Below are 23,073 nucleotides of genomic sequence, written 5' to 3' on the forward strand. Positions count from 1 at the left end.
ACCTGCGCTCCAACCCGAATCGAACGTGGATCTTGATCGACCCGGATCACGCCACCCCTCACAGATAGGCCGATCCCATCTCGCTGGCGAAGCGCTGCGGCGGCCCTTCCCAGACGATCCGGGCCTGCTCCAGCACGTAGACCCGGTCGGCGTGCGGGAGCGCGAAGGTGACGTTCTGCTCGCCGAGCAGCACCGTGATCGGCGTCGTCTGCCGCAGCTTCTCCAAGGCCTTCGACAGCAGCTCCAGGATCACCGGGGCGAGGCCCAAAGTCGGCTCGTCGAGGATCAGGAGGCGCGGCCGCATCATCAGCGCCCGGGCGATGGTCAGCATCTGCTGCTCGCCCCCCGACAGGGTGCGGGCGCTCTGCGTCTCGCGGGCCTTCAGGATCGGGAACAGCTCGTAGAGCCAGTCGCGCTGCCTGGCGCTCTCGGCCTTCGGGAAATGCTGACCGCCGAGGTCGAGGTTCTCGCGCACGCTGAGGTCGCCGAACAGCTCGCGGGTCTCGGGCACCTGGACGATGCCGGCGCGCGCGATGGCGGCGGGCTTCATCGTCGCGAGATCCCGGCCGCCGAACCGGATCGTGCCGGTATGCGGCACGAGGCCCGAAATGGCGTTGAACAACGTGGTCTTGCCGGCGCCGTTCAGGCCCACCACCGAGACGAACTCGCCCTCGTGCACGTGGATCGCGGCGCCGCGCAGGGCCTGCGCCTTGCCGTAGAGGACGTCGACGTTCTCGACCGTCAGAAGCGAGTCGGGCTTGAACGCGGCCTCGGGCCGGGCCGCCGTCTCGATGCTGCCGCCGAGATAGACCCGGCGCACGGTCGGGTCGGCCATCACGGACTCGGCCGAGCCCTCGGCGATGCGCTCGCCGAGATACATGGCGAACACCCGGTCCACGAGGGCCGCGACGCTCTTCACGTTGTGGTCGACGAGGAGCACGGCCTTGCCCTCGTCGCGAAAGCCCCGGATCAGCTCGGAGAAGGCCGCGACCTCGCCGCCGGTCAGGCCCGCGAAGGGCTCGTCGACCAGCACCACCCGGGGATCGCGGGCGATGGCCTTGGCGAGTTCCAGCCGGCGGAGATCCGCGAAGGGCAGGGTGCCGGGCCGCCGGTCGACCACGGCACCGAGGCCGACGCGCTCGGCGATTTCTTTCGCGCGCCGCGCGACGTGGGGATCCGCGACCAATCGGATCAGGCTGTCGGGCAGTAGCGCGAGGCTGATATTCTCCAGCACGGTCTGCCGCTGGAGCGGCCGCGCGTGCTGGAACACGAGGCCGATCCCGGAGCGCGCCACCCGGTGGGCCGGCATCCCGCCGATCTCGGCGCCGTCGAGGCGGATCGAGCCGGCGCTCGGCCGCTCCAGCCCCATGATCAGCTTCATCACGGTGGACTTGCCCGAGCCGTTCGGGCCGATCAGGCCCAGAATCTCGCCGGGCCGCAGGTCGAGATCGACCTCCTTGACGGCGACGAGGCCGCCATAGCGCTTGGTCAGGCCGCGCACGGTGAGGCAGGGCTCGGCCAGGACGGGAGACACGGCCGGCGGGGGCGCGACGGCGACGGTCATCGGGCGCTCCGGAAGGACGCGAGGCCGAGAAGCCCCGAGGGCACGAACAGGATCACGAGGAGCGCCACCGCCGAGACCACGAAGGTCGAGAGCCCACCGAGCGGGCGCAGCAGCTCGCCCGCCGCGATCAGGAACACGGCGCCGAGCGCCGCGCCCACGATGGTGCGGCGGCCGCCGAGGACCGCCGCGATGATCACCTGCACGCCCACCGACGTGTTGATCAGCGTGCCGACCGAGGCGGTGCCCATGTAGAAGACCACCAGCCCGCCCGCGAGGCCCGAGAAGGCGGCACTCACCGCGAAGGCCGCGAGCTTGTGCTTGGCGACGTTGAAGCCGAGCGCCCCGGTCACCACCGGATCCTGGCCGGCGGCCTGGAGGATCAGCCCGGCGGGCGAGCGGGCGATGGCCGTGAGGATGAGGCCTGAGACCGCCATGAAGCCGAGTGCCAGCCAGTAATTGGTGTCGGCGTCGATGGAGATGACGTCGGGGACGGTCAGGCCGATTTCGCCGCCGGTGAGGTCGGAGAAGACCACGATCATGTTCTGCAGGAGCAGGACCGCCACCAGGGTGATCAGGCCGAAATAGGGGCCGCGGACCTTCAGCGCCGGCAGCGCCAGGGCGAGGCCGCCGACCACGGCGAGCACGGTCCCGGCCGCGAGGCAGTAGGGGATCGGCAGCTCGTAGCGGTTGTTGAGGATGCCGGCGCCGTAGGCCCCGAGCCCGATCAGGAAGGTCGGGCCGAAATTCACCTCCCCGGCGAAGCCGAAGAGGAGGTCCCAGGCCATCGAGAACACGCCGAAATAGTAGGCGATCGTGAGCAGGCCCAGGATGTAGCCGGAGACATACCAGGGGAGGGCGGCGGCGGCCGCGACAGCGAGGATCGCGATCCAGAAGCCGGGGGTGGTGAGGAGCTTCATGGATGAGCCGCACCAGGATTGATGATCAGGGCTTCAACGCTGATGAGGGAACGCGACGCGCCCCCTCTCCCGTGCGGGAGAGGGTTGGGGTGAGGGACGGGACGCGTCAGGCTGGAGCACGTCCTCGACGCGCGTTCGCGTCCCGCCTTCTCCGGGCGCCGCACGCCCCTCACCCTATCCCTCTCCCGCACGGGAGAGGGGACCCGCGTCTCGTCCTGCCGCCGCCGCGGCGGCGCACACGCCGTTCGAATCCGGGAGCCAGCACAGGGGAGGGCGTTCATCACGCGCCCGGCGGACACTCTGATCTCGAGGACCGCCATCAGCGCCGCCCCAGCAGGCCCTGCGGGCGCAGGTACATGACGGCGACGAGCAGCAGCAGCGCCGGGATGACCCGGTAGGCCGGCGAGATCAGGTAGGCGGTGGCGGTCTCCAGATACCCGACCACGTAGGCGGCGATCAGCGAGCCGGTGACGCTCCCTAAGCCCCCCAGCACCACGATCGAGAAGGCGCTCGCGGTGAGCGGCCCCACCGAATACGAAGACACCCCGAGGAACATCCCGAGCAGCACCCCGGCGATGCCGGCCAGAAGCCCGTAGATCGCCCAGACCGCGACGTAGATCTTCGCCATGTCGTGGCCGAGCAGCGTGACGCCGCGCGGGTTCATGGAGGCGGCGAGCAGGACCTTGCCGGCCCGCGCCCGGTTCACGAACAGCCAGAGCAGCCCGATCACCACCCAGCAGATCAGCGCGGTGAAGAGCTCGTTCTTCGGCGTGCGGACGCCCGCGATCTCGACCACGCCCTCGATGAGCGGCAGCACGGTCTTCGGGTTGTCGGTGAAGAAGTAGGCCACCAGCTCCTGGATCATGATTCCCCAGAGCAGCGTGCCGGTGAGCACGAAGATTTCCTTCTCTTCGCGCGGGATCGCCCGGCTGCGCTCGATCGGCGCCACGACGGCGAAATAGGTGACGAGGGCGCCCGCGAGCCCGCACAGCACGCCGATCGCCGCGCCCGCATAGGAGCCGAGCCCGAACAGGGCCGAGGCCGCCCAGGCCGCCACCGCGGCCATGACCATCAGGGCGCCGTGGGTCAGGTTGAGGACGCCCGAGACCCCGAAGATCAGGGTGAAGCCCATCGCGCCGAGGGCGTAGAGGGCCGAGATCGCGAAACCGTCAACGAGGATCTGGAGGCCGATCATCGCGCTCTCCCTGTCCGACTACGGGACCGCCGCCTTCACCGCAGGGGGCAGGATCATGGTCCCGTTGGCGGTCGCCGCCGGCCAGATCGCCACCTGCTTGCCGTTCTGCCACTGGCCGAGGACGCTGGTCATCAGGCCGGGGCCGTACTGGATCGAGTGGGTGAACGGGTCGTCCTTGCCGTAGAACTTGAGATGCCCGACCGTGCCGACATAGTCGGTCTTCTCCAGGGCCTCGACGAGCTTGTCGGCCTCCGTGGAGCCCGCCCGCTTGATCGCCTCCGCGGTGTAGTAGACGGCGTCGTAGGCCATGAAGCCCGCGTAGGAAGGCGCCCCGCCGAAGCGCTTGGTGAAGGCCTCGGAGAACGGGATCGTCTTCTCGGTGAGCGCCACGCCCGGCAGCGCCACGCTGTCGAACAGCACGCCCTGCGTGCCGCCGTTGGTGTTGGCCCAGAAGGTCGAGGAGGTCGCCTGGCCGCTGATGCCGGTCATGGCGATCGGCACCTGCTGGTTCTGCCACTGCACGGTCGGCTGCACGCCGACATGGGCGATGCCGGTGACGATCAGGTCGGGCTTGGCCGCCTCGATCTTGTTGTAGATCGGCGTGAAGTCCCCCGTGTCCGGCGAGAAGCGGACATGCTCCACCACCTTGAGCCCGGATTTCGGCAGGCATTCCTGGTAGGCGGCGTCCAGCGGCCGGGTCCAGGCGGCGTCCTCGCTCATGATCGCGGCGGTCTTGGCCTTGAGCGTCCCGACCAGCACCTCCTTGGCCGAGTCGCAGACCGCCTGCGCCAGGGCGTGGGAGGTCAGGTAGCCGTGGAAGGTGTACTTGTTCCGGGCGTAGTCCTTATGGACGTTCACGCTGATCTCGTTGGAGGCCGCGCCGGGCGTGATCATCGGCGTCTTGAGCCGCGCCGCCCAGGGCATCAGCGCCAGCACGACCTCCGAGATGTAGCTGGCGATGACGAGGTTGACCTTGTCCTCGGAGACCGCCCGCTGGAAGGCGCGGACCGCGTCGGAGGCGGAGGACTTGTCGTCGTAGGTGACGACCTGGATCTGGCGCCCGTCGATCCCGCCCTTGGCGTTGATCTCGTCGGCGGCGAGCTGGACCGCCTGCGGGATCGAGGCCCCGGCGACCGACTGCGCCTCGGCGATCACCCCGATCTTGATCGGATCCGCGGCCCGGACGGGCCCGGCGGCGACCAGCCCCGCCGCGATCAGCGCGGGCAACATGCGCCGAATGGGGGCAACCCGAGCGGCGGCGCGCACGGTCTCGGACATCGGCGCTTCCTCATCCCAGTGCCCGAATTTTATATTCGCGGGCTTGGGGAGGGACTGTACCCGCGCTCCGACGGATCACAAGGGGCCGATCGGGACCGGCCGGTGACGTTTGCACCGAGTCGTTTTCCGCCCGGGGTATCGCGGCGCGCCGCCGCGTCCTAGGCTCGCAGCGGCCCTGCGAAGCGCGGGCCCGGCGGCCTCGAAGAAGGGCACGGTCTGGTGAGGAACGCACGCTCGGCCGCGGCCGGGGTTCGCCCCGGACCGCGGCCCTGGAGCCTCGGGAAGCGGCCGGCGCGGGCAGGGGGACCACAGGCATGACCCTGCGCTGGACCCGGCGGCCCGAGGGCTCGACCTGGGGGGATTTCGGCCCCGACGACGAGCTGGGGCGCCTGAACCTGCTCACCCCCGAGAAGGTGCTGCAGGGCGTCGCCGAGGTGCGCGCGGGCCTGACCTTCTGCCTCAGCCTGCCGCTGGACCTGCCGGGCGGCAACGTCCTCAACCCGCGCCGCCACCCGCCCCAGATCACCCCGACCCGCCGCGCCGACGGCCGGCCGAACATGAACTTCCCGGTCTGCGAGGAGGTCGACGGCGCCACCGACGTGATCTGCGACGACCGGGCGCTGATCCACCTGCAATACTCGACGCAGTGGGACTCGCTCGCCCATGTCGGGTCACTGTTCGACGCGGACGGCACGGGCGCGACGCCGACCTACTACAACGGCTTCCGCGGCGGCCGGGACATCGTCGGTCCGAGCGCGCCGGAGGCGGCGGATCAGCCGTCCCGGGCGAAGCGCCTGGGGATCGAGCGCCTCGCCGAGACCGGCATGCAGGGCCGCGCCGTGATGATCGACCTGCGCGCCCATCTCGGCGACGCCAAGACCAAGGTGGGTTACGACCAGCTCGCCCGGATCCTGGAGGCCGATGGCGTCGTGATCGAGCCCGGCGACATGGTCTGCCTGCATACGGGCTTTGCCGAGCGGCTGATCGTCATGGGCGGCGATCCGGACCCGAAGCTGGTCCACAATCTCTGCGCCGGCCTCGACGGGCGGGACCCGCGGCTCCTCGAGTGGATCACCCGAACCGGGCTCTGCGCGCTGATCGCCGACAACTACGCCGTGGAGGCCTACCCGGCGGGACCCGGTCCCGCCTGCTGCGCGACGCTGCCGCTCCACGAGCACTGCCTGTTCAAGCTCGGGGTCAATCTCGGCGAACTGTGGCACCTGACGCCGCTGGCCGCGTGGCTGCGCGCCCATGGACGGAGCCGCTTTTTGCTCACAGCCCCGCCGCTGCGCCTGCCCGGCGCGGTGGGCTCGCCGACGACGCCGATCGCCACGGTGTGAGCATCGGGGCGGACTCAGATGCCGACCGGATCAGCCGAGGGCGGCGGGCGCGGCGGCGGCGCGCGGCGGGTCGCCGACCGGCTCCGCGGCCGGCTCCGCAGCCGGCTCCGCGGCTTCCTGGGGCGGCCCGGGACGGAGGACGGCGCGCTCGCGGAAATGCGGGATGGCCGCCTCGAACACGGCCTCGGCGGCGGCCCGGTCGCCCGCCGCCACGGCGTCGCGCAGCCGCACCACCCAGCCGTCGAGCCGGGCCCGGTCGGCGAAGACCGGCCGCGCCGCCATCACCCCGTCGATGCCCGGCAGGGCGATCCGGGGCTCCTCGCGGGCGAACAGGATCTCGTTGAGCCGCTCGCCGGGACGCGCGCCGGTGTAGGCGATCTCGATCTCCGCGCCGGGCTCGAAGCCGGCCAGCCGGATCATCCGCTCGGCGAGCTCGGCGATCCGCACCGGCTGACCCATCTTGAGCACGTAGACCGCGGCACGCTCCGCGCCCGCCCGGGCCTCGCCGTCGGCATGCGAGGCCGCCGTCAGCACGAGGTCGCAGGCCTCGCGCACGGTCATGAAGTAGCGGACCATGTCGGGGTGGGTGACGGTGACCGGGCCGCCCCGGGCGATCTGCGCCTTGAACACCGGCACCACGGAGCCGGCGGAGCCCAGCACGTTGCCGAAGCGCACGGCGATCAGCCGGGTCGCGTGATTCGGCCTGACCGATTGTTCGGCGTCGAGGGCCTGGGCGACCATCTCGGCGAAGCGCTTGGTGACGCCGAGCTGCGAGACCGGCTCGATCGCCTTGTCGGTGGAGATCATCACGAGCGCCCGGGCGCCGGCCGCCACCGCGGCCTCGGCCACGTTGATCGAGCCGAACACGTTGGTCTTGATGCCCTCCTGCCAGTCCCGCTCCAGGTAGGGCACCTGCTTGAGCGCGGCGGCGTGGAGCACGTAGTCCGGCCGGAACGCCGCGATCACCGCGTGCGTCCGCTCCCGGTCGCGGATATCGGCCAGCACGCCGGTCACGTCCGCCTCCGCGGCCAGGATCGCGGGGTGGCTGAGGATGCCGTGGAGGGCCGGCTCGGAGGATTCGAGCACCAGCACGGCGGCGGCCCCGAAGGCCACGGCCCGCAGGCAGATCTCCGAGCCGATCGAGCCGCCACCGCCGGTGACCACGACCCGGCGTCCGGCGAGGAACGCCTCCAGGCGCGGGCGGTCGATGGCGACGGTCGGCCGCAGCAGCAGATCCTCGATCTCGAGCGGCGCCAGTTCCGGGCCCTGGACGCCCTCGCCGAGACCGACGACGCGGGCGAGGGGCAGGCCGAGGCGCCGGGCACGGGCGATCAGGTCGTCGGGGGCCGCCTCGGGCACGAGGGCGCTCGGGGCCGCCACCAGCCGCCGCACCGGCGCGCCGCGGTTCGCGAGGTCGGCGACCACGCGCTCGAGATCGGGGAACCCGCCCAGAACCGGCACGCCGCGCATGAACTGGCCGCGCTCGTCCGCCCGGGGCGACAGGATGCCCCGCGGCGCGAGCTTCTTCACGGAGCCCGTCTCGATCGCCCGGAGCAGCACGTCCATGTCGGCGCCACGGCCGAGGAGCAGGGTCGGGACGGTGGCGGCCCGCGCGCTCGTCTGCCGGGAGCGGGTATCCTTGAGGTAGCGGAACGCGAGCCGGGTACCGCCCAGGAAGAAGATCTGCAGGACCCAGTACAGCAGGATCGCGATCTTGCCGAAGAAGTAGAAGCCGTACAGGTCGGACGAGACCAGGACCCAGTCGGTCACCAGGAGCGCCAGCGCCAGGACGCTGGCCGCCCGGACGATGCCGGCGAGATCCTGCAGCGAGGCGAAGCGCCACTTGGTCCGGTAGAGCCGGAACCGGCCGTAGACGAGGCCTGCGAAGACCAGGAACGGCGGCAGCAGCAGGGGCAGGGCGTGCAGGCGCTCGGCGAGCATGCCGCCCTGGAAGCGGAACAGGAAGGTGAGCACCACGGCGGCAGCGGTCGCCGCGAGGTCGTGGGTCACCATCACCGCGGTCTTGTAGAGGCGCTGCTGCATCGGGTGCCGGATGGGATGCCGCGGGGTATCCGCCGCGGCACCGGCCCTGTCAACGCGCCGCTCCGGCCCCGCGCCACACGGACGCGCGACCGCTGGGCGTATTACCTGCCGAGACTGCCGCCGAACCCGGATTTGAAATTCTTCTGATAAGTGCGCCCTTTCACCGGGTCGGCCTTGTCGACCATCAGAATTTTGACGCGCTCATTGAAGTCTTCCGTGGTCACGGTCTGTGCCCGACCGGTGATCAGAATTCTAGCCATCTTCGCCTCCGCAACATCGCCCAGGGCACAGGATCGCGCGGAGGGTCTGTTTTACTTGGTGTGTGGCCAGCCGATTACAATCGGAGCAGCCTCAGAATTGCCAGGCTTAGGTCAGCGCCCGGGCCGCGGCGCCGGCCGCATCGTCCACACGGTCGATGTCCGGGGCCTCGATATGCCGGTACCGCGCTTGAATCAGCCCGAAGGCACCGAAAGCCGCGTGGCCCGCCGCGGCGAGCCCGAGCAGCACCCAGCCGTAAGGCTGGGCCCGCAGCAGCGCGAAGGCCTCGGACAAGCCCTTGGCATCCGAGGAGCGCTGGTGCCACGCCGCCGCCACGAGGAACCCGCCGATGATCAGGAAGGCGAGGCCCCGCGCCGCGTAGCCGAACCGGCCGATCGGGCCGGCCCAGCGGTCACGGGCTTGCGGGTCGATGGCGAGTCGGTCGGTGACGTCGCCGCGCCAGGCCTTGCCGAGGAAGCCGAAGCCGCCTCCGACGACCGCGAGGCCGACGAGGGCCACGAGCCAGCGGCCGAAGGGCTTGCTCAGGAGCCACGCGGTCCCGTCATGCACGCCGTCGCCGCCGCTCATGCCCAGGCCGAGGCTGAGCGAGGCCGCGCTGGCGGCGAGACCGAGATAGAGCACGGCGCTGATCAGGTGGGCGCCGCGCACGGCGAGGCCCTTGGCCGAGGTGCCCCGCCGGTCGGCATCCGTGATGCCCTCGACGAGGCGCCAGAGGGCGAATCCGGCGAGGCCCAGAGCGATCAGGCCGACGATGGCCGCGCCGAACGGCCCGGCCATCACGGCGCGGAGCGCGTCCTTGCTGTCCCCGGCCCGCCCGCCATGCCCCAGGGCCGCCAGCAAGGCGAGGCCGCCGACCACGATGTAGACGACACCGCGGGCGCCGTAGCCGAAGCGGGCGATGCGCTCGATCGTGTTGCGGCCCCCGGGAAGCGTCCTCATCGGCAGACCTGGGAAGCCGGGATACGGATGTTCGTCACGGGCTGCCTCGATGAGCGACGTCCTGAGCGACGTCCGGTGACGCTGCGCCTCGTCAACGCCCGCCGGCCCGCGCGCGATCCGTTGCCGGCGCAGAGTTCCGGCCGCCTACATCGGCGTCCGCTCGGCCCGGCCCGTGAGCGCCACGTAGAAGCCCAGCCCGTCCTGGGCCGGGAGGGTCTGCAGGCGCTCGATCAGGCCGCGGCGCTTCGCGTCGAGGAGCAGGCGGCCGGCCGGCTGGAACAGGGTCTCGCCCCCGCCCTCCGGCGGCGGATCGAGCCGGATCGCCACGGTCTTGCCCTTGGCGAAGCGGCTGCGCTCCAGCATGTCCTTGAGGGAGGCCTCGGCGGTCGCCCGGTTGGCGCCGCGCAGGTCGAGCACCGACTCGGCGTCGGTCACGCCGAGGGAGCCGCGCAGCTTGGCCGCGTAGAAGTCTTCGAAATGGGGCAAGTCTCGGTGCCTTGATGCGTCGCCGTTCGATCAGGTGGGGTGCGGGCGCTCAGAAGGCGAGGCCGCGGTAGATGTCGCGCACCGGCACCGCGCCGTCGAGTTCCGGCAGCGGCACGGTGCCGTCGAGCCCGAGGGCCGCGACGCTCCGGTCGTCCCCCGCGCGCCGCCAGACCTCGACCCGTGCCGCGTCGGAATAGACGATCGGCAGCACCGCGAGGCGCGGCACGGTCCGGCAGGTATCGATCTTGCGGCCGCGGTCGAGCCTCATGGTCGCGGGAAGGAGCACCTCGGCGACGAGAAGCGGATCCGTGGCATCGCCCTCCGGCAGGGGCGGCCCGGCCCGCACCACCACATCGGGGACCGTCGCGAAATCGTCCCTCGCGGCGCGGGGGATCCCGAGATCCGGCATGGTGCGGCAGCCCCTGCCGTCCGCGAGATCGCCGATTCGTCGGATCAGGTTGGCGACGATCGCCCGATGCCGCTCCCGCGGCGGCGCCATCAGCACGGGTCCGCCGTCGGGCAGTTCCCGACGCTCGTGCGCGGGCCGGCTCTCCACCCAGAGCCTGAACTCGGACACATCCATCCGCGCGTCGCGCTTCGCGGTCAGAGCCATCGCCGATCCCCGATCCCGACCCGATCGTAGCACCGGGGCGGCCGGCCGCAACAGCGCCGGCTCAGAAGGTCATCCGGGCGCGTCATCGTCGATCGCGGCGCTGCGGATCGCGAGCCCCGGATAGGCGCCGCAGCCCCGTTCTCGGGCCATCGCGTCGAGACTTCGGGCGACCGTTGAGAACGATCAGCCGCGCGCGCGGCGGCGCCCTCAGCACCGTCGAGGACGTCCCCGCGCCCCTCGTCCCAGCACGGCTTCAGCCATCGCATGTCTTCGGCGACGCCCATGCGCGCGTCGCGCTTCACGGCCAATGCCATGGCGGCCTCCGAGCGCGACGCGGAGGCTCGCACGATGCGGCCCTCCAGGGGGCGGACTCAGTCGGCTCCGAGCCGGGCCGTCGCGACGGTCGCGCCGGCGTCCAGGAAGCGCTGCGGATCCACCGGCGCGCCGTCGATGCGGGTCTCGTAATGCAGATGCGCCCCCGTGGAGCGCCCCGTCGAGCCGACCGAGCCGATGACGTCGCCTGCGGCCACGCGCTGCCCCGGGCGCACCCCGATGCGGGCGAGATGGCCGAACCGGGTGGTCAGGCCGTGGCCGTGGTCGATCTCGACCATGTTGCCGTACCCGCCCGCAGCCTCGGCGGTGACGACCCGGCCTGGCGCGGTGGCGCGGGCGGGCTCGCCGTACTCCGCCTTCAGGTCCAGCCCGGTATGCAGGGCGAGGCCGCGGGTGAAGGGGTCGAGGCGCGTGCCGAACGGGCTCGACACGATCGAGGCCCCCCGGATCGGACGGGCCAGGGGCAGGGTCGCGGCGACCCGGCGCAGGCGCTCGCCGTCGTCGAGCGTCCGCCGGGCCAGCGCGAGGCCCTCCGCGAAGCCGCTGCCGTCCAGGGAGCGGCCATTCAGGGGGACCAGCGGGCCGCCGAGTCCGGCGGCCGGCACGGCCGCATCGAAGCGGTCGGGATCGAGGCCGGTGCGGCCGATCAGGCCGCGCAGCCCCCGCACCGCGTCCCCGGCCCGGGCGGCCAGTCGGGCGAGGCGCTCGCCCTGGGCCGCCTGCAGGCCGTCGAGCCGGGCCTCCAGCCGGATCAGCCCGGTCTCCGCCTCGCGCGCGCTCCGGCGGGGCAGGGGCTCGATGGCGGACCGCGCCGGAGCCGGCCCCTCGGTCGGTCGCAGGAGAAGCCCGTCATAGCCGCCGCTGCGCGGTCCGTCGGACCGGTCGGGCAGGGCGCCGGTGGTGGAGGGCTCGGACAGGGCCTGCCGCTCGAGGTCGCCGAGAGCCGCGGTGCGCCGCTCCAGCTCGGCCTGGCGCTCCAGGGCGGCCGCGACCCGTTCGGCCAGTCCCGCCTCGCTGCCCACCCTGTCGCGCCGGTCGCGGTCGAGGCGGTCCTGCAACTCGCCGATGCGCGCCTCGTAGGCGTCGCGCAGGGCGGCCTGCCGGGCTACGAAGCCGGCGAGCACGTCGTCGTGGAACACGATCAGGTAGGAGGCGCCGAGCGCCCAGACCAGCGCCAGGGCGAGGCCGGCGGCAAGCCAGGGGGCCGGCCGGCGCGGCCTGGGAAGCATGTGGAACTTCGGAGGATGCATCGGGACGGCCCCGGGGGAGCCGCCATTCAGACCTCAGTAGGGTTAAGGATCCGTCGCGGGCCGGGTCGTCCGGCCGGTCAGGGCAGGGCGCGGGCGGCCGTCAGCACGGCCTCGGCATGCCCCGGGACCTTCACCTTCGGCCAGATCTTCGCGATACGCCCCTCGCGGTCGACCAGCACGGTGGTGCGCTCCACGCCCATGTACTTGCGCCCATACATGCTCTTCTCGACCCAGACGCCGTAGGCTTCGAGCACGGCCTTGTCCTCGTCGGCGGCGAGCGGGAAGGCGAGTCCGTACTTGCCGCAGAACTTGTCGTGGCTCTTCACCGGGTCCGGCGACAGGCCGACGACCTTGGCGTCCACCTCCGCGAAGGCCGGCAGGAGACCGTTGAAGTCCTGCGCTTCCAGCGTGCATCCGCTCGTGTCGTCCTTCGGGTAGAAGTAGAGCACGACTTTGTGACCTTTGAGCGCGGACAATCCGACGCGCCCTCCGCCCGAGGCGGGAAGGTCGAAATCGGGGGCGAGATCCCCCTCTGACAGCGGCATCGTGCCTTCCTTTCGGCCGATTGATGATGTGCAACCGATCTCGTGCGCGGCCTCAAGCGATTGCGCCGCGCACGTCCGAGCCAAGCCCGGAGTCGCCGCCGCTGTAAAGCGCGGGCGTGCTTCGATCCACCGGCCGCGGTGCCCGAGGGTGCCGCGCGCAGAGCCCCCGGAACAAGGGTCCCGATGGCGGACGAGACAACGTCGGCAGGCAGGCCTCGGGGGCGGGCGCGGCGCGTGGGTGGCTTCTGCCTCGTGAGCGCCCTCGCGCTGGTGCTGCTCCTCGGCGCCGGTGTCGGCCTCGTGGCCCTGCGCCTGTCGAACGGGCCGCTGCAGATCGACGGCCTGTCGCGCCGCGTCGCCGCCGCCGTGGCCGAGCGGATCGGGCCCGGCTGGAGCATCGGGCTGCGCGGCAGCAGCCTGGAGCTCGACCGCGAGAACGCCCTGAGCCTGCGCTTCTCCGGCCTCGACATCCGCAACCCGCAGGGCGACCTCGTGGTCCGTGCGCCCCTGGCGCTCGTCAGCCTCGACCTCTGGGGACTCCTGCGGCTCAACGTGCAGCCGCGCTCGATCGAGTTCCGCGAGACGCAGACCACCGCGCTGCTGCATCGGGACGGCTCCATCGCCTTCGCGGCCTCGGAGGCGAACCATCCGGTCGATATCGCGCCGCACACGCCGCCGAGCGTGGACGGGGTGCGCGGCACCGTCTCGCCGCTCTCGGCCGCGATCGCGTCGATCTTCGGTGTCGTCCTCGATTCGGGCGGCGTGGTCGGCGCCCTCGACCGCGCCCGCGTCACCGACGCGCGCCTGCGGCTGATCGACGAGGACGGCCACGAGCGCGCGGTCTTCGCGCGGGTCAACGGCCTGTTCGGGCGCGATCCGGTCAACGGGACCCGGAACTTCGAATTGCGGCTCGACGGGCCGCACGGCGAGTGGCGCTTCGGCGGCACGCTGCGCGATGGCGCGGACGGGCAGGAGCGCTCGGGCGTCATCACCCTCGACGACCTGCCGGTCACGGATCTCCTGCTGCTCTCGGGCCAGTCCGGCATGCCGCTGACCACGGACCTGAAGGTCTCGGCTCGCGCCGACGTGAGCCTGACGGCCGGCCGCATCCGGACCATGAACGCCAAGCTCCATACCGGCGACGGCACGTTCCTGATCGAGGAGAAGGACTTCAACCCCGTCACCGTCGAGAGCCTCGACGCGTCCCTGGACTGGGACGAGGCCAACCGGGTCATGTCGCTCACCGGCCTGGATTATCGCGGGGCCGGCAACGCCGTGCACCTCACGGGGACGTGGAAGGGCAACCTCGCCGACGCGAGCACGGCCTGGACCGCGACCCTCGCGAGCCGCGACGCGACCTTACGCGGGGCGACCCCGCAGGACGCGCCGGTGAAGATCGACGCCCTGGACGCGCAGCTCTCCGGCCGCGACGGCGGGATCGCCATCGACGCGCTCACCCTGTCGGGCCCCGGCGTGAAGGGCTCGATCACCGGCACGATCGGCACCACCGCCGACGACGGCGGCCTGACGCTCCACCTCGCCGGCCACGACGGCGAGGTCCGCACCGGGCTGCGGCTCTGGCCGGAGCACATCGCGCCGCCGGCCCGCACCTACCTGGTGGACCAGCTCCGCCGGGGCCGGGTCGATTCCGTCGACATCAAGGTGAAGATGTCGGGCTCGGTCCTGGCCGCCGCGACCCGGGGCGACCCGGCCCCGGACGACGCGGTCCATATCGACTTCCACGTCTCGGACGCGGCCATCGACGTCACCGCGGACGCTCCGCCGGTGACCAAGGGCAACGTCACCGGCGTCATCACCGGGCGCTCGACCACGGTGCGCAACGTGACCGCCGAGGTCCACGGGCCGGACGGGCGCGGGCTCGCCATCACGGACGGCAGCTTCGTCATCCCGCAGATCACGCCGGACCGGGTCGTGGCGCAGATCGGGATGCGGCTCTCCGGCGGCGCCGACGGCATGGCCTCCGTGCTCCAGGCCAAGCTGTTCAAGAGCGTGATGAGCGTCGACCTCGACCCCGCCACGATCAAGGGCAGCGCCGACCTGCGCGTCGACTTCCCCCTCGATCTCAAGCACATCCCCGATCTGCCGGACCTGCCGGTGACGCTGATCGGCACGCTCGCCGACCTCTCGGTCGACAAGGTGATGGGCCGGGACAGGCTCGAGTCGGGCAAGTTCAACCTCGCCTACGACCGGGGCGCCTTCACGCTGAAGGGCGACGGCCGGGTCGCGGGCGCCCCCATGTCGGTCGACCTGCGCCAGCCGAAGGTCGGGCAGCCCGGCGAGGCGGTGGTCAACGTCTCGCTCGACGAGGCGGTCCGCGGCCGCAAGGGCCTGCCGACCGCGCCGCAGCTCACCGGCACGATCCCGGTCCGCGCGGTGGTGCCGATCGGCCGGCCGGGATCCGGCAAGCCACCAATCCGGGTCGAGGCGGATCTGGCCAAGGCCGGGATCGACGGGCTGATCCCGGGGCTCATGAAGCCCGCGGGCAAGCCGGGGCGGCTCAGCTTCACCCTCGTCGACAGCGGCCAGAGCTTCGACCTGCGCGACTTCGCCCTCGACGCGGCCCCCGCGAGCGCGCGCGGCACCGTCTCGATCACGCCCGAGGGCGGCCTGGAGCGGGCGGATCTCACCAACGTCAAGCTCTCCCCCGGCGACGACCTGCGCGTGAGCCTCGACCGGACCGGCGGCGGCTACAAGGTCGTGGTCCGGGGCGCGGTGGTCGATGCAAGGCCGTTCCTGAAATCCCTGGGCGCCCCCGATCCCAAGGGCGGCCGGGATGCGAAGGACGCGAACCCGAAGGATGTCGATGCCGACATCCAGGTGCCCATCGTCACCGGCTTCAACGAGGAGGCCCTGACCGGCGCCAACCTGAAGCTCGCCCTGCACGGGAAGACGCTGCGCGCCGCCACCATCACCGGGCGGTTCCGCGCCGCGCCCTTCGCCGCCACGGTCACCCGCGGCGAGCGCGGCGTGCCGACGCTCGCGGTGGACTCGGCCGATGCCGGCGCGACGCTGCGGTTCGTCGACGTGTACCGGCGCATGTATGGCGGCCGGCTCAATGCCGGGATCGGCCTCAACGACGGTCCGCAATCCGGCGTCGTGCAGATCCGCGACTTCATCCTGCGCAACGAGCCGGCGCTGTCGAGCATCATGGCGCAGGGCCCGGAGCCGACCGACACGGAGACGGCCCGCGGCCGCCGGGTCGCCCCGGGCCGGGGGGCGGGCGACGTCACCTTCGATCGCATGCGCGCAAACTTCGTGCGCACCGGCACCCGCGTCGATTTCAGCGACGCGGCGATCTCGAACGCCGCCATGGGCTTCACCCTGTCGGGCTGGCTCGATACCGGCCGCGAGCGCACCGACATGACCGGCACCTTCGTGCCGCTCTACGGCCTGAACAACGTGGCCTCGCAGCTGCCCCTGCTCGGGCCGCTGCTCGGGGGCGGGCACAACGAGGGCCTGTTCGCGGTCAATTTCCGCGTCTCCGGCAAGCTCGCCTCGCCGGACGTGAGCGTGAACCCGCTCTCGGCGATCGCCCCGGGCTTCCTGCGCAAGCTGTTCAGCGCCGGCGGCGGCCCCTTCGCGGACGGGATGCAGGGGGTCCCGCAGCAATAGGGCGGGCAGCCCGGAAGAGCCGCCCGCCCCGGTCTCACGCGCGGATGAATTCCGCGATCACGGCCGGCGCCGCCGCGTCGAAGCCGACCACGTCGAGCATGCCGGGATCCGCCGGGTCGGCGATGCTGAAGCCGTTGGAGACCAGCCCCACGACCACCAGCTTCGCCGGGATCCCGGTCTTCTCCCGGTACGCCCGCAGGGCCTGGACCGGGTGGACCGGCCCCGCCCAGGTCTCCGAGTCCGTGTAGACCACGAACGCGTCGGCCTTCACGCCCCGCTCCAGCGCCCAGCGCATCGGCAGGGCGCAGTCGGTGGCGCCGAACGGCAGGTCGGCGGTCGCCCGCACCGCCTGATCGAGCCGCATCGACGGGCCGATCGCCAGGGGCGTCAGACCGTCGGTGAAGCCGAGCACCTGCCAGTGCTCCTCGGCCGCCGCGGTGACGAGCGCCATCGCGGCGGCCGCCTCCCGGGCCGTGAGCGTCGAGCCCGCGACCGTGCTGGCGCCCATCGAACCCGAGACGTCCAGCGCCAGCACGAGGCGCCGGCCCGTGGGCTCCACCGCGCTGAACGCCGTGTAGAACGCGGCGTTCAGCGCCTCGACGATCGCGGCTACCGGCTCCCAGGCGAGCGTGCCCCGCTGACCGCGCCCGGAGGCGTAGGTCTTGAGGGCGAGCAGCAGCGCCATCGGGTGGAGGCGCGCCCGAAGGATGCGCTCCCGGTCCGACAGGACCGACCGGACGTGCTCGGTGCCCTCCGAGAAGGGCGCGAGCACACCCGCGGCCGTCAGGCGGCCGAGCTGGCGCACGAGGGCTCCGACCGGCATCCGCTCGATCAGGGCCTCGTTCACCGCGCGGCTGCCCATCAGCCCGGTCGGCAGCGCCTCCCAGGGCAGGCCGTGCGAGCGCACAAGGGCGGCGGCCACCGCCCCGTCGATGCCCTCCACCTGCACCTGCGCGAAGGCGTGGACGATCCCGGGGGCGGCCTCGGTCACGGTGCCGCGGCAGATCCAGTCGAACAGCGCCTTCCGGGCGGGCTCCTCCGTCTCCGGATGGGCCAGCCGCAGCAGGTCGCGGTGCGACCAGCCCTGACGGGCCCGGTACTTCACCGCCTGGAAGGCCAGGGCCTCCACGGGCTTGGCGCAGTACCAGCCGCCGACGGCCCGGCGCAGGCCCCGGCCCCAGCCGCGCATCGCCTCGACGGACGCGGCGAACTGGAACAGGTGCGTGCCGGTGCGGCAGACCCGGGGCAGGGCCGCGAGCGCCGCGCGCCGGGTCGCCAGATCCGCCGAAGCGGCCGCCAGCGCCAGGGCGAAGATCGCCGGATCCTGCTTCGGAGCCCGGCCGCCCTCGCTCACCGCCACGATGGCGGCGACCGCGCGGGCGCCGTCCTGCGCGATGCACCGCTGCACGGAAGCCGCGTTCTCGGCGGTCAGGGCGCGCGGGCTCGCGTAGTACGAGCCGCCCTCGGAGCCGAGCACCAGGAAGCGGTCGAACCGCGCCCAGTCGCCGACCGCGAAGGCGTGGCCCCCGGCGGCATTCGGCACCGTGCCGGGGATCGGCTCCGCCTGCGGGGTGGCTCGGAGCCGGAACATCTGTGCAAGCTTCGTCATGGCGGGCTCCTCTCTGTCTCTCCTCTCTCCATCGCGGCCGATCGCCGGCCGGTGGCGCGTTTCGGCGCGCGCGGACGGGCAGGGGACGCGGCCGCAGCGCGTCGTCCTCCGCCGCTGCCGGGCGGCCGGTCTCTCGTGTCATCGGGGGCGGGTTTCCGTCCGGCTGCGGGCGTGGCGGCGACGAAGGGCTTGTCCGATGCTCTGCTTGAGCGACGGGCCTGACGGCCCGGCGGGACTTGCACCCGCACCCCTCGGATCCCGAGAACCTTCGTCTTCCGGCCCGCGTCCGGGCGATGCGGTCGTGGCGTGAGGAACGGTGTCTGGGCGCTCTATCCGGGCTGAGCTACGGGCCTCGCGGCCCGGCGGGATTCGAACCCGCGACCTCCTCCTGCGTCAGGATAACCGTTCCTCTCCGGCCCGCATCGTCGGTCGGGATCCGCGCACGGTCGGCTCCACGGTCGTCTCGCGGGGCCCTGCGGTCGTGGTGTCGGGGACGGGCATGAGCTCCGGCGACCTCGCGGCCCCCGGCGGGGATCGAACCCGCAACCTCCGCGGGACAAGCCCGCGGCGCTCTACCGATGATAACCGTCCCCTGCCGGCCCGCAGGGTCCTCGAGACGCGCGTGGGAACCGCGTCGGCGGCGCCGGGCTCCGCCCGGACGCGCTCAGCCTCTCGGGCCGAGAGCCCCGCGATACGACCGTAACGGTCGCATCAGCCCGGGACGGGCGAACGCCGCGACGCCGATTCCGTCGTGCTGTTTCATGCCAGGCTCCGTCCGAACGGGGCTGCGGGTGACGCGGGCGTGTCGATGAGGCTCGGGGGGATCCGTGACAGGGATAACCGAGCGTCTCCGGCCCGCGCCGGTGAATGTCAGGGGCCTGCCGGTCATGTCCGATCGAGGCGGACTGGGCGTTTCACCCCCGCGGCTCGCCGGCCGCGGACGTCCCAAGGGTGCGATAACCTCGGATCACCGGCCCGGCAGGCCGATGGCGGGGTGGATACGGCCGCGCTCGACCTGCGTCAACCGGAAACTTGAAAATTCTTTCAGTTCGGGCGATGCCGGAGCCATGATCACTGCCGCCCAGATCCGCGCCGGCCGCGGACTTCTCAAATGGACGCAAGGGGTTCTCGCGAGCCGCGCCGCGGTCTCCGTCGTCACCCTGAACATGATCGAGAGCGAACAGGTCCAGCCCCGCAACCGGACCCTCGCGGCGATCCGCACGGTCCTCGAAGGGGCGGGCATCCGCTTCGTCGGCGACGATCAGGAGGGATACGGGGCGATCCTGCGCCCCGCCCCCGCGACCGGATCCGGGGACGGGCCGGCACAGAAAAGCCCGGCGCGGCGGACCGCACCGGGCTGAACCCGAAACCGACCTGCGCGGCGGGCTACTTCTCCACGAACGCCTTCTCGATCACGTAGTGACCGGCCTCGCCGTGGTTGCCCTCCTCGTAGCCGCGGCCCGAGAGCAGCTCGCGCGTGTCGCGGATCATGTCGGGGCTGCCGCACAGCATGAACCGGTCGTTCTCGATCGACATGTCCGGCAGGCCGATATCCTCGAACAGCTTGCCCGAGACCATGAGGTCGGTGATCCGGCCGCGATTGCGGAACGGCTCGCGGGTCACGGTCGGGTAGTAGATCAGCTGGTTCGAGATCATCTCCCCCAGGAATTCGTGCTTGGGCAGCGTCTCGGTGATGGTCTCGCCGTAGGCGAGTTCCTGCACCTGCCGGCAGCCATGGACCAGCACGACCTTCTCGAAGCGCTCGTAAGCCTCCGGATCCTTGATGATCGACAGGAACGGCGCGAGCCCCGTGCCGGTGCCGAGCAAGTAGAGGTTCTTGCCCGGCAGGAGGTTGTCGAGCACGAGGGTGCCGGTGGGCTTCTTGCCGACGATGATCGGGTCGCCGACCTTGAGGTGCTGGAGCTTCGAGGTCAGCGGGCCGTCCTGGACCTTGATCGAGAAGAACTCCAGTTCCTCCTCGTAATTGGCCGAGACCACGGAATAGGCGCGCAGCAGCGGCCGGCCCTCGACCTCCAGGCCGATCATGGTGAACTCGCCGTTGCGGAACCGGAACGCCGGGTCGCGGGTCGTGCGGAACGAGAACAGATTGTCGGTCCAATGGTGGACCGACAGGACGCGCTCCTCGTAGAACTTGCTCATCGACGGATCAGCCCTCGAATCCTCTGATGCTCGGCTCACGGTCCCGACGATTCGGGGGCCGTGGTTCGGCGGATCCCCGCCGCCCCGCTCGGGCGGGGGTGGATCCTCGACGAGAGAGCCCGCCCGGATCCGGATGACACACGCGCGCTGCTTCTTTCGCAGTTGCAGCACGCCCGTCAAGGCGCGCCGGGATCACACTCGCGAAAGAAGTGAACGGCCTGGAATCGTTCGAATATTTAGCGTCTTCGCGGAAGGTCTGCAGCACCGCTCCGGACATGGGAGGGTTGCCGCCCGCCGGGCCTCGCGCGGCGCGATCAGCCGGCGGTTCCGGGGTGGAGCGGCTTCAATCCCGCCTCGATCTCGGCCCGGCGCGGCTCAAGGAAGGGCGGCAGGGCGAGGCGGTCGCCCAGGGTCTCCAGCGGCTCGTCCGCGGTGAAGCCGGGCCCATCCGTGGCGATCTCGAACAGGATGCCGTTGGGCTCGCGGAAGTAGAGGCTGCGGAAGTAGTAGCGGTCCACCGGCCCGCTGGTCGGAACCCGGGCACCCTTGAGCCGGTCGGCCCAGCCGCCGTAATCCGCATCCGGGATGCGGAAGGCGACGTGGTGAACCGCGCCCGCGCCCTGCCGGGCCGGCGCGGACCGATCGGCCAGGAGCTGGACCTCCGCGGCCGGGCCGCCGGGCCCCATGGCGTAGACCGCCACCGGCCCGTCGCCCGTCTCGAAGACGCGGTCCCGACGCATGCCGAGCACCTCGGTCAGCACCGCGGCGGTGCGGGCCGGGTCCGGCACCGAGAGCCGGATCGGGCCGAGGCCGCGGATCTGGTAGGCTGCCGGCACCGGCGAGCCGTCCCAGGGATGCTCCGGCCCGGTCCCGCCGTCATCGACCAGGGCGAGGCGCTGACCCTCCGGATCCTCGAAGTCGAGGGTGAGGCGCCCGTCGCGCAGGGCGGGCTCGGCCTCGACGATCCCGGCCTCGCGCAGCCGGGCGTGCCACCAGGCCACCGCGCCCTCGCCGGGCACACGCAGATGCGTGCGGGTGATGCTGTTGGAGCCCCGCCGCTCCGGGGGCGCCGGCCAGTCGAAGAAGGTGATGTCCGTGCCGGGGCTCGCCAGCCCGTCCGCGTAGAACAGGTGGTAGGCCGAGACGTCATCCTGATTCACCGTCTTCTTGACGAGGCGCAGGCCCAGCGTCCCGGTGTAGAAGGCGACGTTCTCGGCCGCGCGGGCGGTCACCGCCGTGAGGTGATGGAGGCCGGTGAGGTGCATGTCGATCCGGGGGTTGACGCCGATGCGTCTCAGGTAGGGATCCCCGCCGGCACTGCGAGCACCGAGGCTTCCGGGCCGATCGACATCGCGTCGGAAGGCGCCTCGTCCGGGCGCAATCCGGTCCGGAGATGCCGACGCCGTGCGCGGGGACTGGGACAGGTCTTCCAGCCAGCCGTGCGGGCCCTGGACAACACCTGGAGGCTGAACGATCGACGATCGTTCAGCCTCCAGGATGAAGGGTTGGAGCGGACGGCCTCGCGGTCGACCGCCGCGATGGTCCGCTCCGAAAGCTCAGAGCCCGACCGGACGGCCGGCGGCGACCACCAGCATCTTGCCGTCCGCGAAGGTGCGGGCGGCGGCCCGGCGGATATCCGCCTGGGTCACGGCCGAAACCATGGCGTTGCGGCGGGCGATGTAGTCCATGCCGAGCTCCTCGAAGGCGATCTGCACCAGCTGGTGGGCGATCTTGGTCGAGGTGTCGAAGCCCAGGGCGTAGGAGCCGGTGAGGTAGTCCTTGGCCTTCTGCAATTCGTCGTCGTCCGGCCCGTCGGTGATGAGCCGGCCGATCTCGTCGCCGATCACCGACAGCGCCTCGCCGACGCGCTCGTTCTTGGTGGCGGTGTAGCCCCAGGTCATCGCGGCGGACCGGTGGCTGACCAGGGAGGTCCCCACCGAGTAGGCCAGCCCGCGCTTCTCGCGCACCTCCTGGAACAGGCGGGACGTGAAGGCGCCGCCCCCGAGGATGTGGTTCAGCACGTAGGCCGGGATGAAATCCGGGTCCCGCCAGGGCACGCCGGCCATGCCGAACCGGATCACCGACTGGGGCACGTCGAGGTCGACGACGATGCGGCGGCCGAGATCCTGGACCTCGGTCCGCGGCACCGCCTTCAGCGCCCCGGCCTCGGGGAGCGCCCCGAAGGCGCGGTTCAGACCCTCGGCGAGTTGCTCCGCCCCGATGGCGCCGACGGCCGCAACCTTGACCCGGCCGCGCCCGATGATGCGGGCATGCATCTCCAGCAGGTCCTCGCGGGTGATCGCCGCGACGCTCTCCACGGTGCCGGAGGAGGGTCGGGCGTAGGGGTGGCCGGCGAAGGCCTCCTTGAAGAAGCGCCGCGAGGCCAGGACGCCCGGATCGTTCTGCTGGTAGCGCAGGCCGGCGATGATCTGGGCCCGAACCCGCTCGATCGCGTCCGGATCGAAGCGGGGCTTGGCCAGCGCCAGGGCGAGGAGGGCGATGCCCTCGTCGGCATGCTTGACCAGCATCTTCAGCGAGCCGCCGACCGCGTCGGCGCCGGCATGGAAGGACAGTTCGATGGCCCGGGCGGCCAGCCGCTCCTGGAACAGATCGGAGGTGAGGTCGCCCGCCCCTTCATCGAGGAGCCGCGCCAGCATCTGGGCGCAGCCGGCCTTGCCCGCCGGGTCCTGCGCGGCGCCGCCCTCGAAGGTGAAGGCGAGGGCGATCATCGGCACCACCGGCGATTCGACGTGCCACGCCTCGATGCCGGGGGCGGTCGTCACCGGCAGCGCCGTCGTGGGCGACGTGGCGGCGGGGGCGGCGGTCTCGACCAGAGTCTCGGCCAAGCTCATGGGAACCTCTTGTCTCTTTCTCGGGCGACGGCGGAGC

General features: G+C 71.9%; 18 protein-coding genes and 2 tRNA genes. 3 read left to right on the plus strand and 17 right to left on the minus strand.

Features of this window, described 5'->3' with window-relative positions:
- Positions 1–58: 58 nt before the first annotated feature.
- The 4 genes from ABC766_RS31285 to ABC766_RS31300 all read right to left on the minus strand — a co-directional run bounded on the left by ABC766_RS31285 (position 59) and on the right by ABC766_RS31300 (position 4,954).
- Entirely contained in the window at positions 59–1,564 is a 1,506-nt protein-coding gene (locus ABC766_RS31285) for an ATP-binding cassette domain-containing protein (RefSeq protein ID WP_345820339.1), read from the minus strand.
- Positions 1,561–2,481, minus strand: coding sequence for a branched-chain amino acid ABC transporter permease (locus tag ABC766_RS31290; protein ID WP_345820340.1), 921 nt, complete (start codon positions 2,479–2,481; stop codon positions 1,561–1,563). The genes ABC766_RS31285 and ABC766_RS31290 overlap by 4 nt, the downstream gene beginning before the upstream one ends.
- A 319-nt stretch (positions 2,482–2,800) precedes the next feature.
- On the minus strand, positions 2,801–3,676 hold the full coding sequence (locus ABC766_RS31295; protein ID WP_043386828.1) for a branched-chain amino acid ABC transporter permease: 876 nt from the start codon (positions 3,674–3,676) through the stop codon (positions 2,801–2,803).
- Between the two features lie 18 nt (positions 3,677–3,694).
- The gene (locus ABC766_RS31300) at positions 3,695–4,954 is read right to left on the minus strand and encodes an ABC transporter substrate-binding protein (protein WP_182592222.1); all 1,260 of its coding nucleotides are present in this window, start codon (positions 4,952–4,954) and stop codon (positions 3,695–3,697) included.
- A gap of 314 nt (positions 4,955–5,268) precedes the next feature.
- Between ABC766_RS31300 and ABC766_RS31305 the strand changes: the two genes are divergently transcribed.
- Positions 5,269–6,294 carry a cyclase family protein gene (locus tag ABC766_RS31305; protein WP_342142579.1) on the plus strand — a complete coding sequence of 342 codons (1,026 nt, stop codon included), beginning with the start codon at positions 5,269–5,271 and terminating at the stop codon, positions 6,292–6,294.
- Between the two features lie 30 nt (positions 6,295–6,324).
- Here ABC766_RS31305 and ABC766_RS31310 read toward each other — a convergent pair whose 3' ends face one another.
- The 7 genes from ABC766_RS31310 to ABC766_RS31340 all read right to left on the minus strand — a co-directional run bounded on the left by ABC766_RS31310 (position 6,325) and on the right by ABC766_RS31340 (position 12,782).
- Positions 6,325–8,337 (minus strand): SDR family NAD(P)-dependent oxidoreductase, encoded by a 2,013-nt coding sequence (locus ABC766_RS31310; RefSeq protein WP_182592221.1) that lies wholly within the window; start codon positions 8,335–8,337, stop codon positions 6,325–6,327.
- 101 nt (positions 8,338–8,438) lie between these two features.
- The gene (locus tag ABC766_RS31315) at positions 8,439–8,597 is read right to left on the minus strand and encodes a hypothetical protein (RefSeq protein WP_164706392.1); all 159 of its coding nucleotides are present in this window, start codon (positions 8,595–8,597) and stop codon (positions 8,439–8,441) included.
- Between the two features lie 106 nt (positions 8,598–8,703).
- Positions 8,704–9,555: a DUF1206 domain-containing protein gene (locus ABC766_RS31320; protein WP_043345966.1), complete on the minus strand. Its 852-nt coding sequence runs from the start codon at positions 9,553–9,555 to the stop codon at positions 8,704–8,706.
- 144 nt (positions 9,556–9,699) lie between these two features.
- Positions 9,700–10,041: a hypothetical protein gene (locus ABC766_RS31325; protein ID WP_043345965.1), complete on the minus strand. Its 342-nt coding sequence runs from the start codon at positions 10,039–10,041 to the stop codon at positions 9,700–9,702.
- 49 nt (positions 10,042–10,090) lie between these two features.
- Complete coding sequence (locus ABC766_RS31330) at positions 10,091–10,654, minus strand: Uma2 family endonuclease (protein ID WP_287090269.1); 564 nt, start codon at positions 10,652–10,654, stop codon at positions 10,091–10,093.
- A 371-nt stretch (positions 10,655–11,025) separates the two neighbouring features.
- Complete coding sequence (locus tag ABC766_RS31335) at positions 11,026–12,237, minus strand: M23 family metallopeptidase (protein ID WP_426315365.1); 1,212 nt, start codon at positions 12,235–12,237, stop codon at positions 11,026–11,028.
- Positions 12,238–12,314: 77 nt separating this feature from the next.
- Positions 12,315–12,782, minus strand: coding sequence for a peroxiredoxin (locus ABC766_RS31340; protein WP_342142588.1), 468 nt, complete (start codon positions 12,780–12,782; stop codon positions 12,315–12,317).
- Between the two features lie 183 nt (positions 12,783–12,965).
- Here ABC766_RS31340 and ABC766_RS31345 point away from each other — a divergent pair, with 183 nt between their 5' ends.
- Complete coding sequence (locus ABC766_RS31345; RefSeq protein WP_345820344.1) at positions 12,966–16,415, plus strand: hypothetical protein; 3,450 nt, start codon at positions 12,966–12,968, stop codon at positions 16,413–16,415.
- Between the two features lie 34 nt (positions 16,416–16,449).
- On the opposite strand, the gene ABC766_RS31350 is transcribed toward ABC766_RS31345, so the two are convergent.
- The 3 genes from ABC766_RS31350 to ABC766_RS31360 all read right to left on the minus strand — a co-directional run bounded on the left by ABC766_RS31350 (position 16,450) and on the right by ABC766_RS31360 (position 18,445).
- The gene (locus ABC766_RS31350) at positions 16,450–18,024 is read right to left on the minus strand and encodes a TROVE domain-containing protein (RefSeq protein ID WP_345820345.1); all 1,575 of its coding nucleotides are present in this window, start codon (positions 18,022–18,024) and stop codon (positions 16,450–16,452) included.
- 221 nt (positions 18,025–18,245) lie between these two features.
- Positions 18,246–18,377: transfer RNA gene (locus tag ABC766_RS31355), tRNA-OTHER, on the minus strand.
- A tRNA-Ser gene (locus tag ABC766_RS31360) sits at positions 18,378–18,445 on the minus strand. It abuts the tRNA gene before it with no gap.
- A gap of 646 nt (positions 18,446–19,091) precedes the next feature.
- On the opposite strand from ABC766_RS31360, the gene ABC766_RS31365 reads away from it, so the two are divergent.
- A complete protein-coding gene (locus tag ABC766_RS31365; RefSeq protein WP_043346915.1) occupies positions 19,092–19,385 on the plus strand; it encodes a helix-turn-helix domain-containing protein in 294 nt (97 codons plus the stop codon).
- A gap of 25 nt (positions 19,386–19,410) precedes the next feature.
- On the opposite strand, the gene ABC766_RS31370 is transcribed toward ABC766_RS31365, so the two are convergent.
- The 3 genes from ABC766_RS31370 to ABC766_RS31380 all read right to left on the minus strand — a co-directional run bounded on the left by ABC766_RS31370 (position 19,411) and on the right by ABC766_RS31380 (position 23,036).
- The gene (locus ABC766_RS31370) at positions 19,411–20,184 is read right to left on the minus strand and encodes a ferredoxin--NADP reductase (protein WP_043346916.1); all 774 of its coding nucleotides are present in this window, start codon (positions 20,182–20,184) and stop codon (positions 19,411–19,413) included.
- Positions 20,185–20,498: 314 nt separating this feature from the next.
- Positions 20,499–21,449: a ring-cleaving dioxygenase gene (locus ABC766_RS31375; RefSeq protein ID WP_342142593.1), complete on the minus strand. Its 951-nt coding sequence runs from the start codon at positions 21,447–21,449 to the stop codon at positions 20,499–20,501.
- A 291-nt stretch (positions 21,450–21,740) separates the two neighbouring features.
- Positions 21,741–23,036, minus strand: coding sequence for a M16 family metallopeptidase (locus ABC766_RS31380; protein WP_043756983.1), 1,296 nt, complete (start codon positions 23,034–23,036; stop codon positions 21,741–21,743).
- Positions 23,037–23,073: the final 37 nt, after the last annotated feature.

Origin of the sequence: Methylobacterium fujisawaense (genome assembly GCF_039619325.1) — a bacterium.
In the GTDB taxonomy this organism is placed as follows: Bacteria; Pseudomonadota; Alphaproteobacteria; order Rhizobiales; family Beijerinckiaceae; genus Methylobacterium; species Methylobacterium fujisawaense.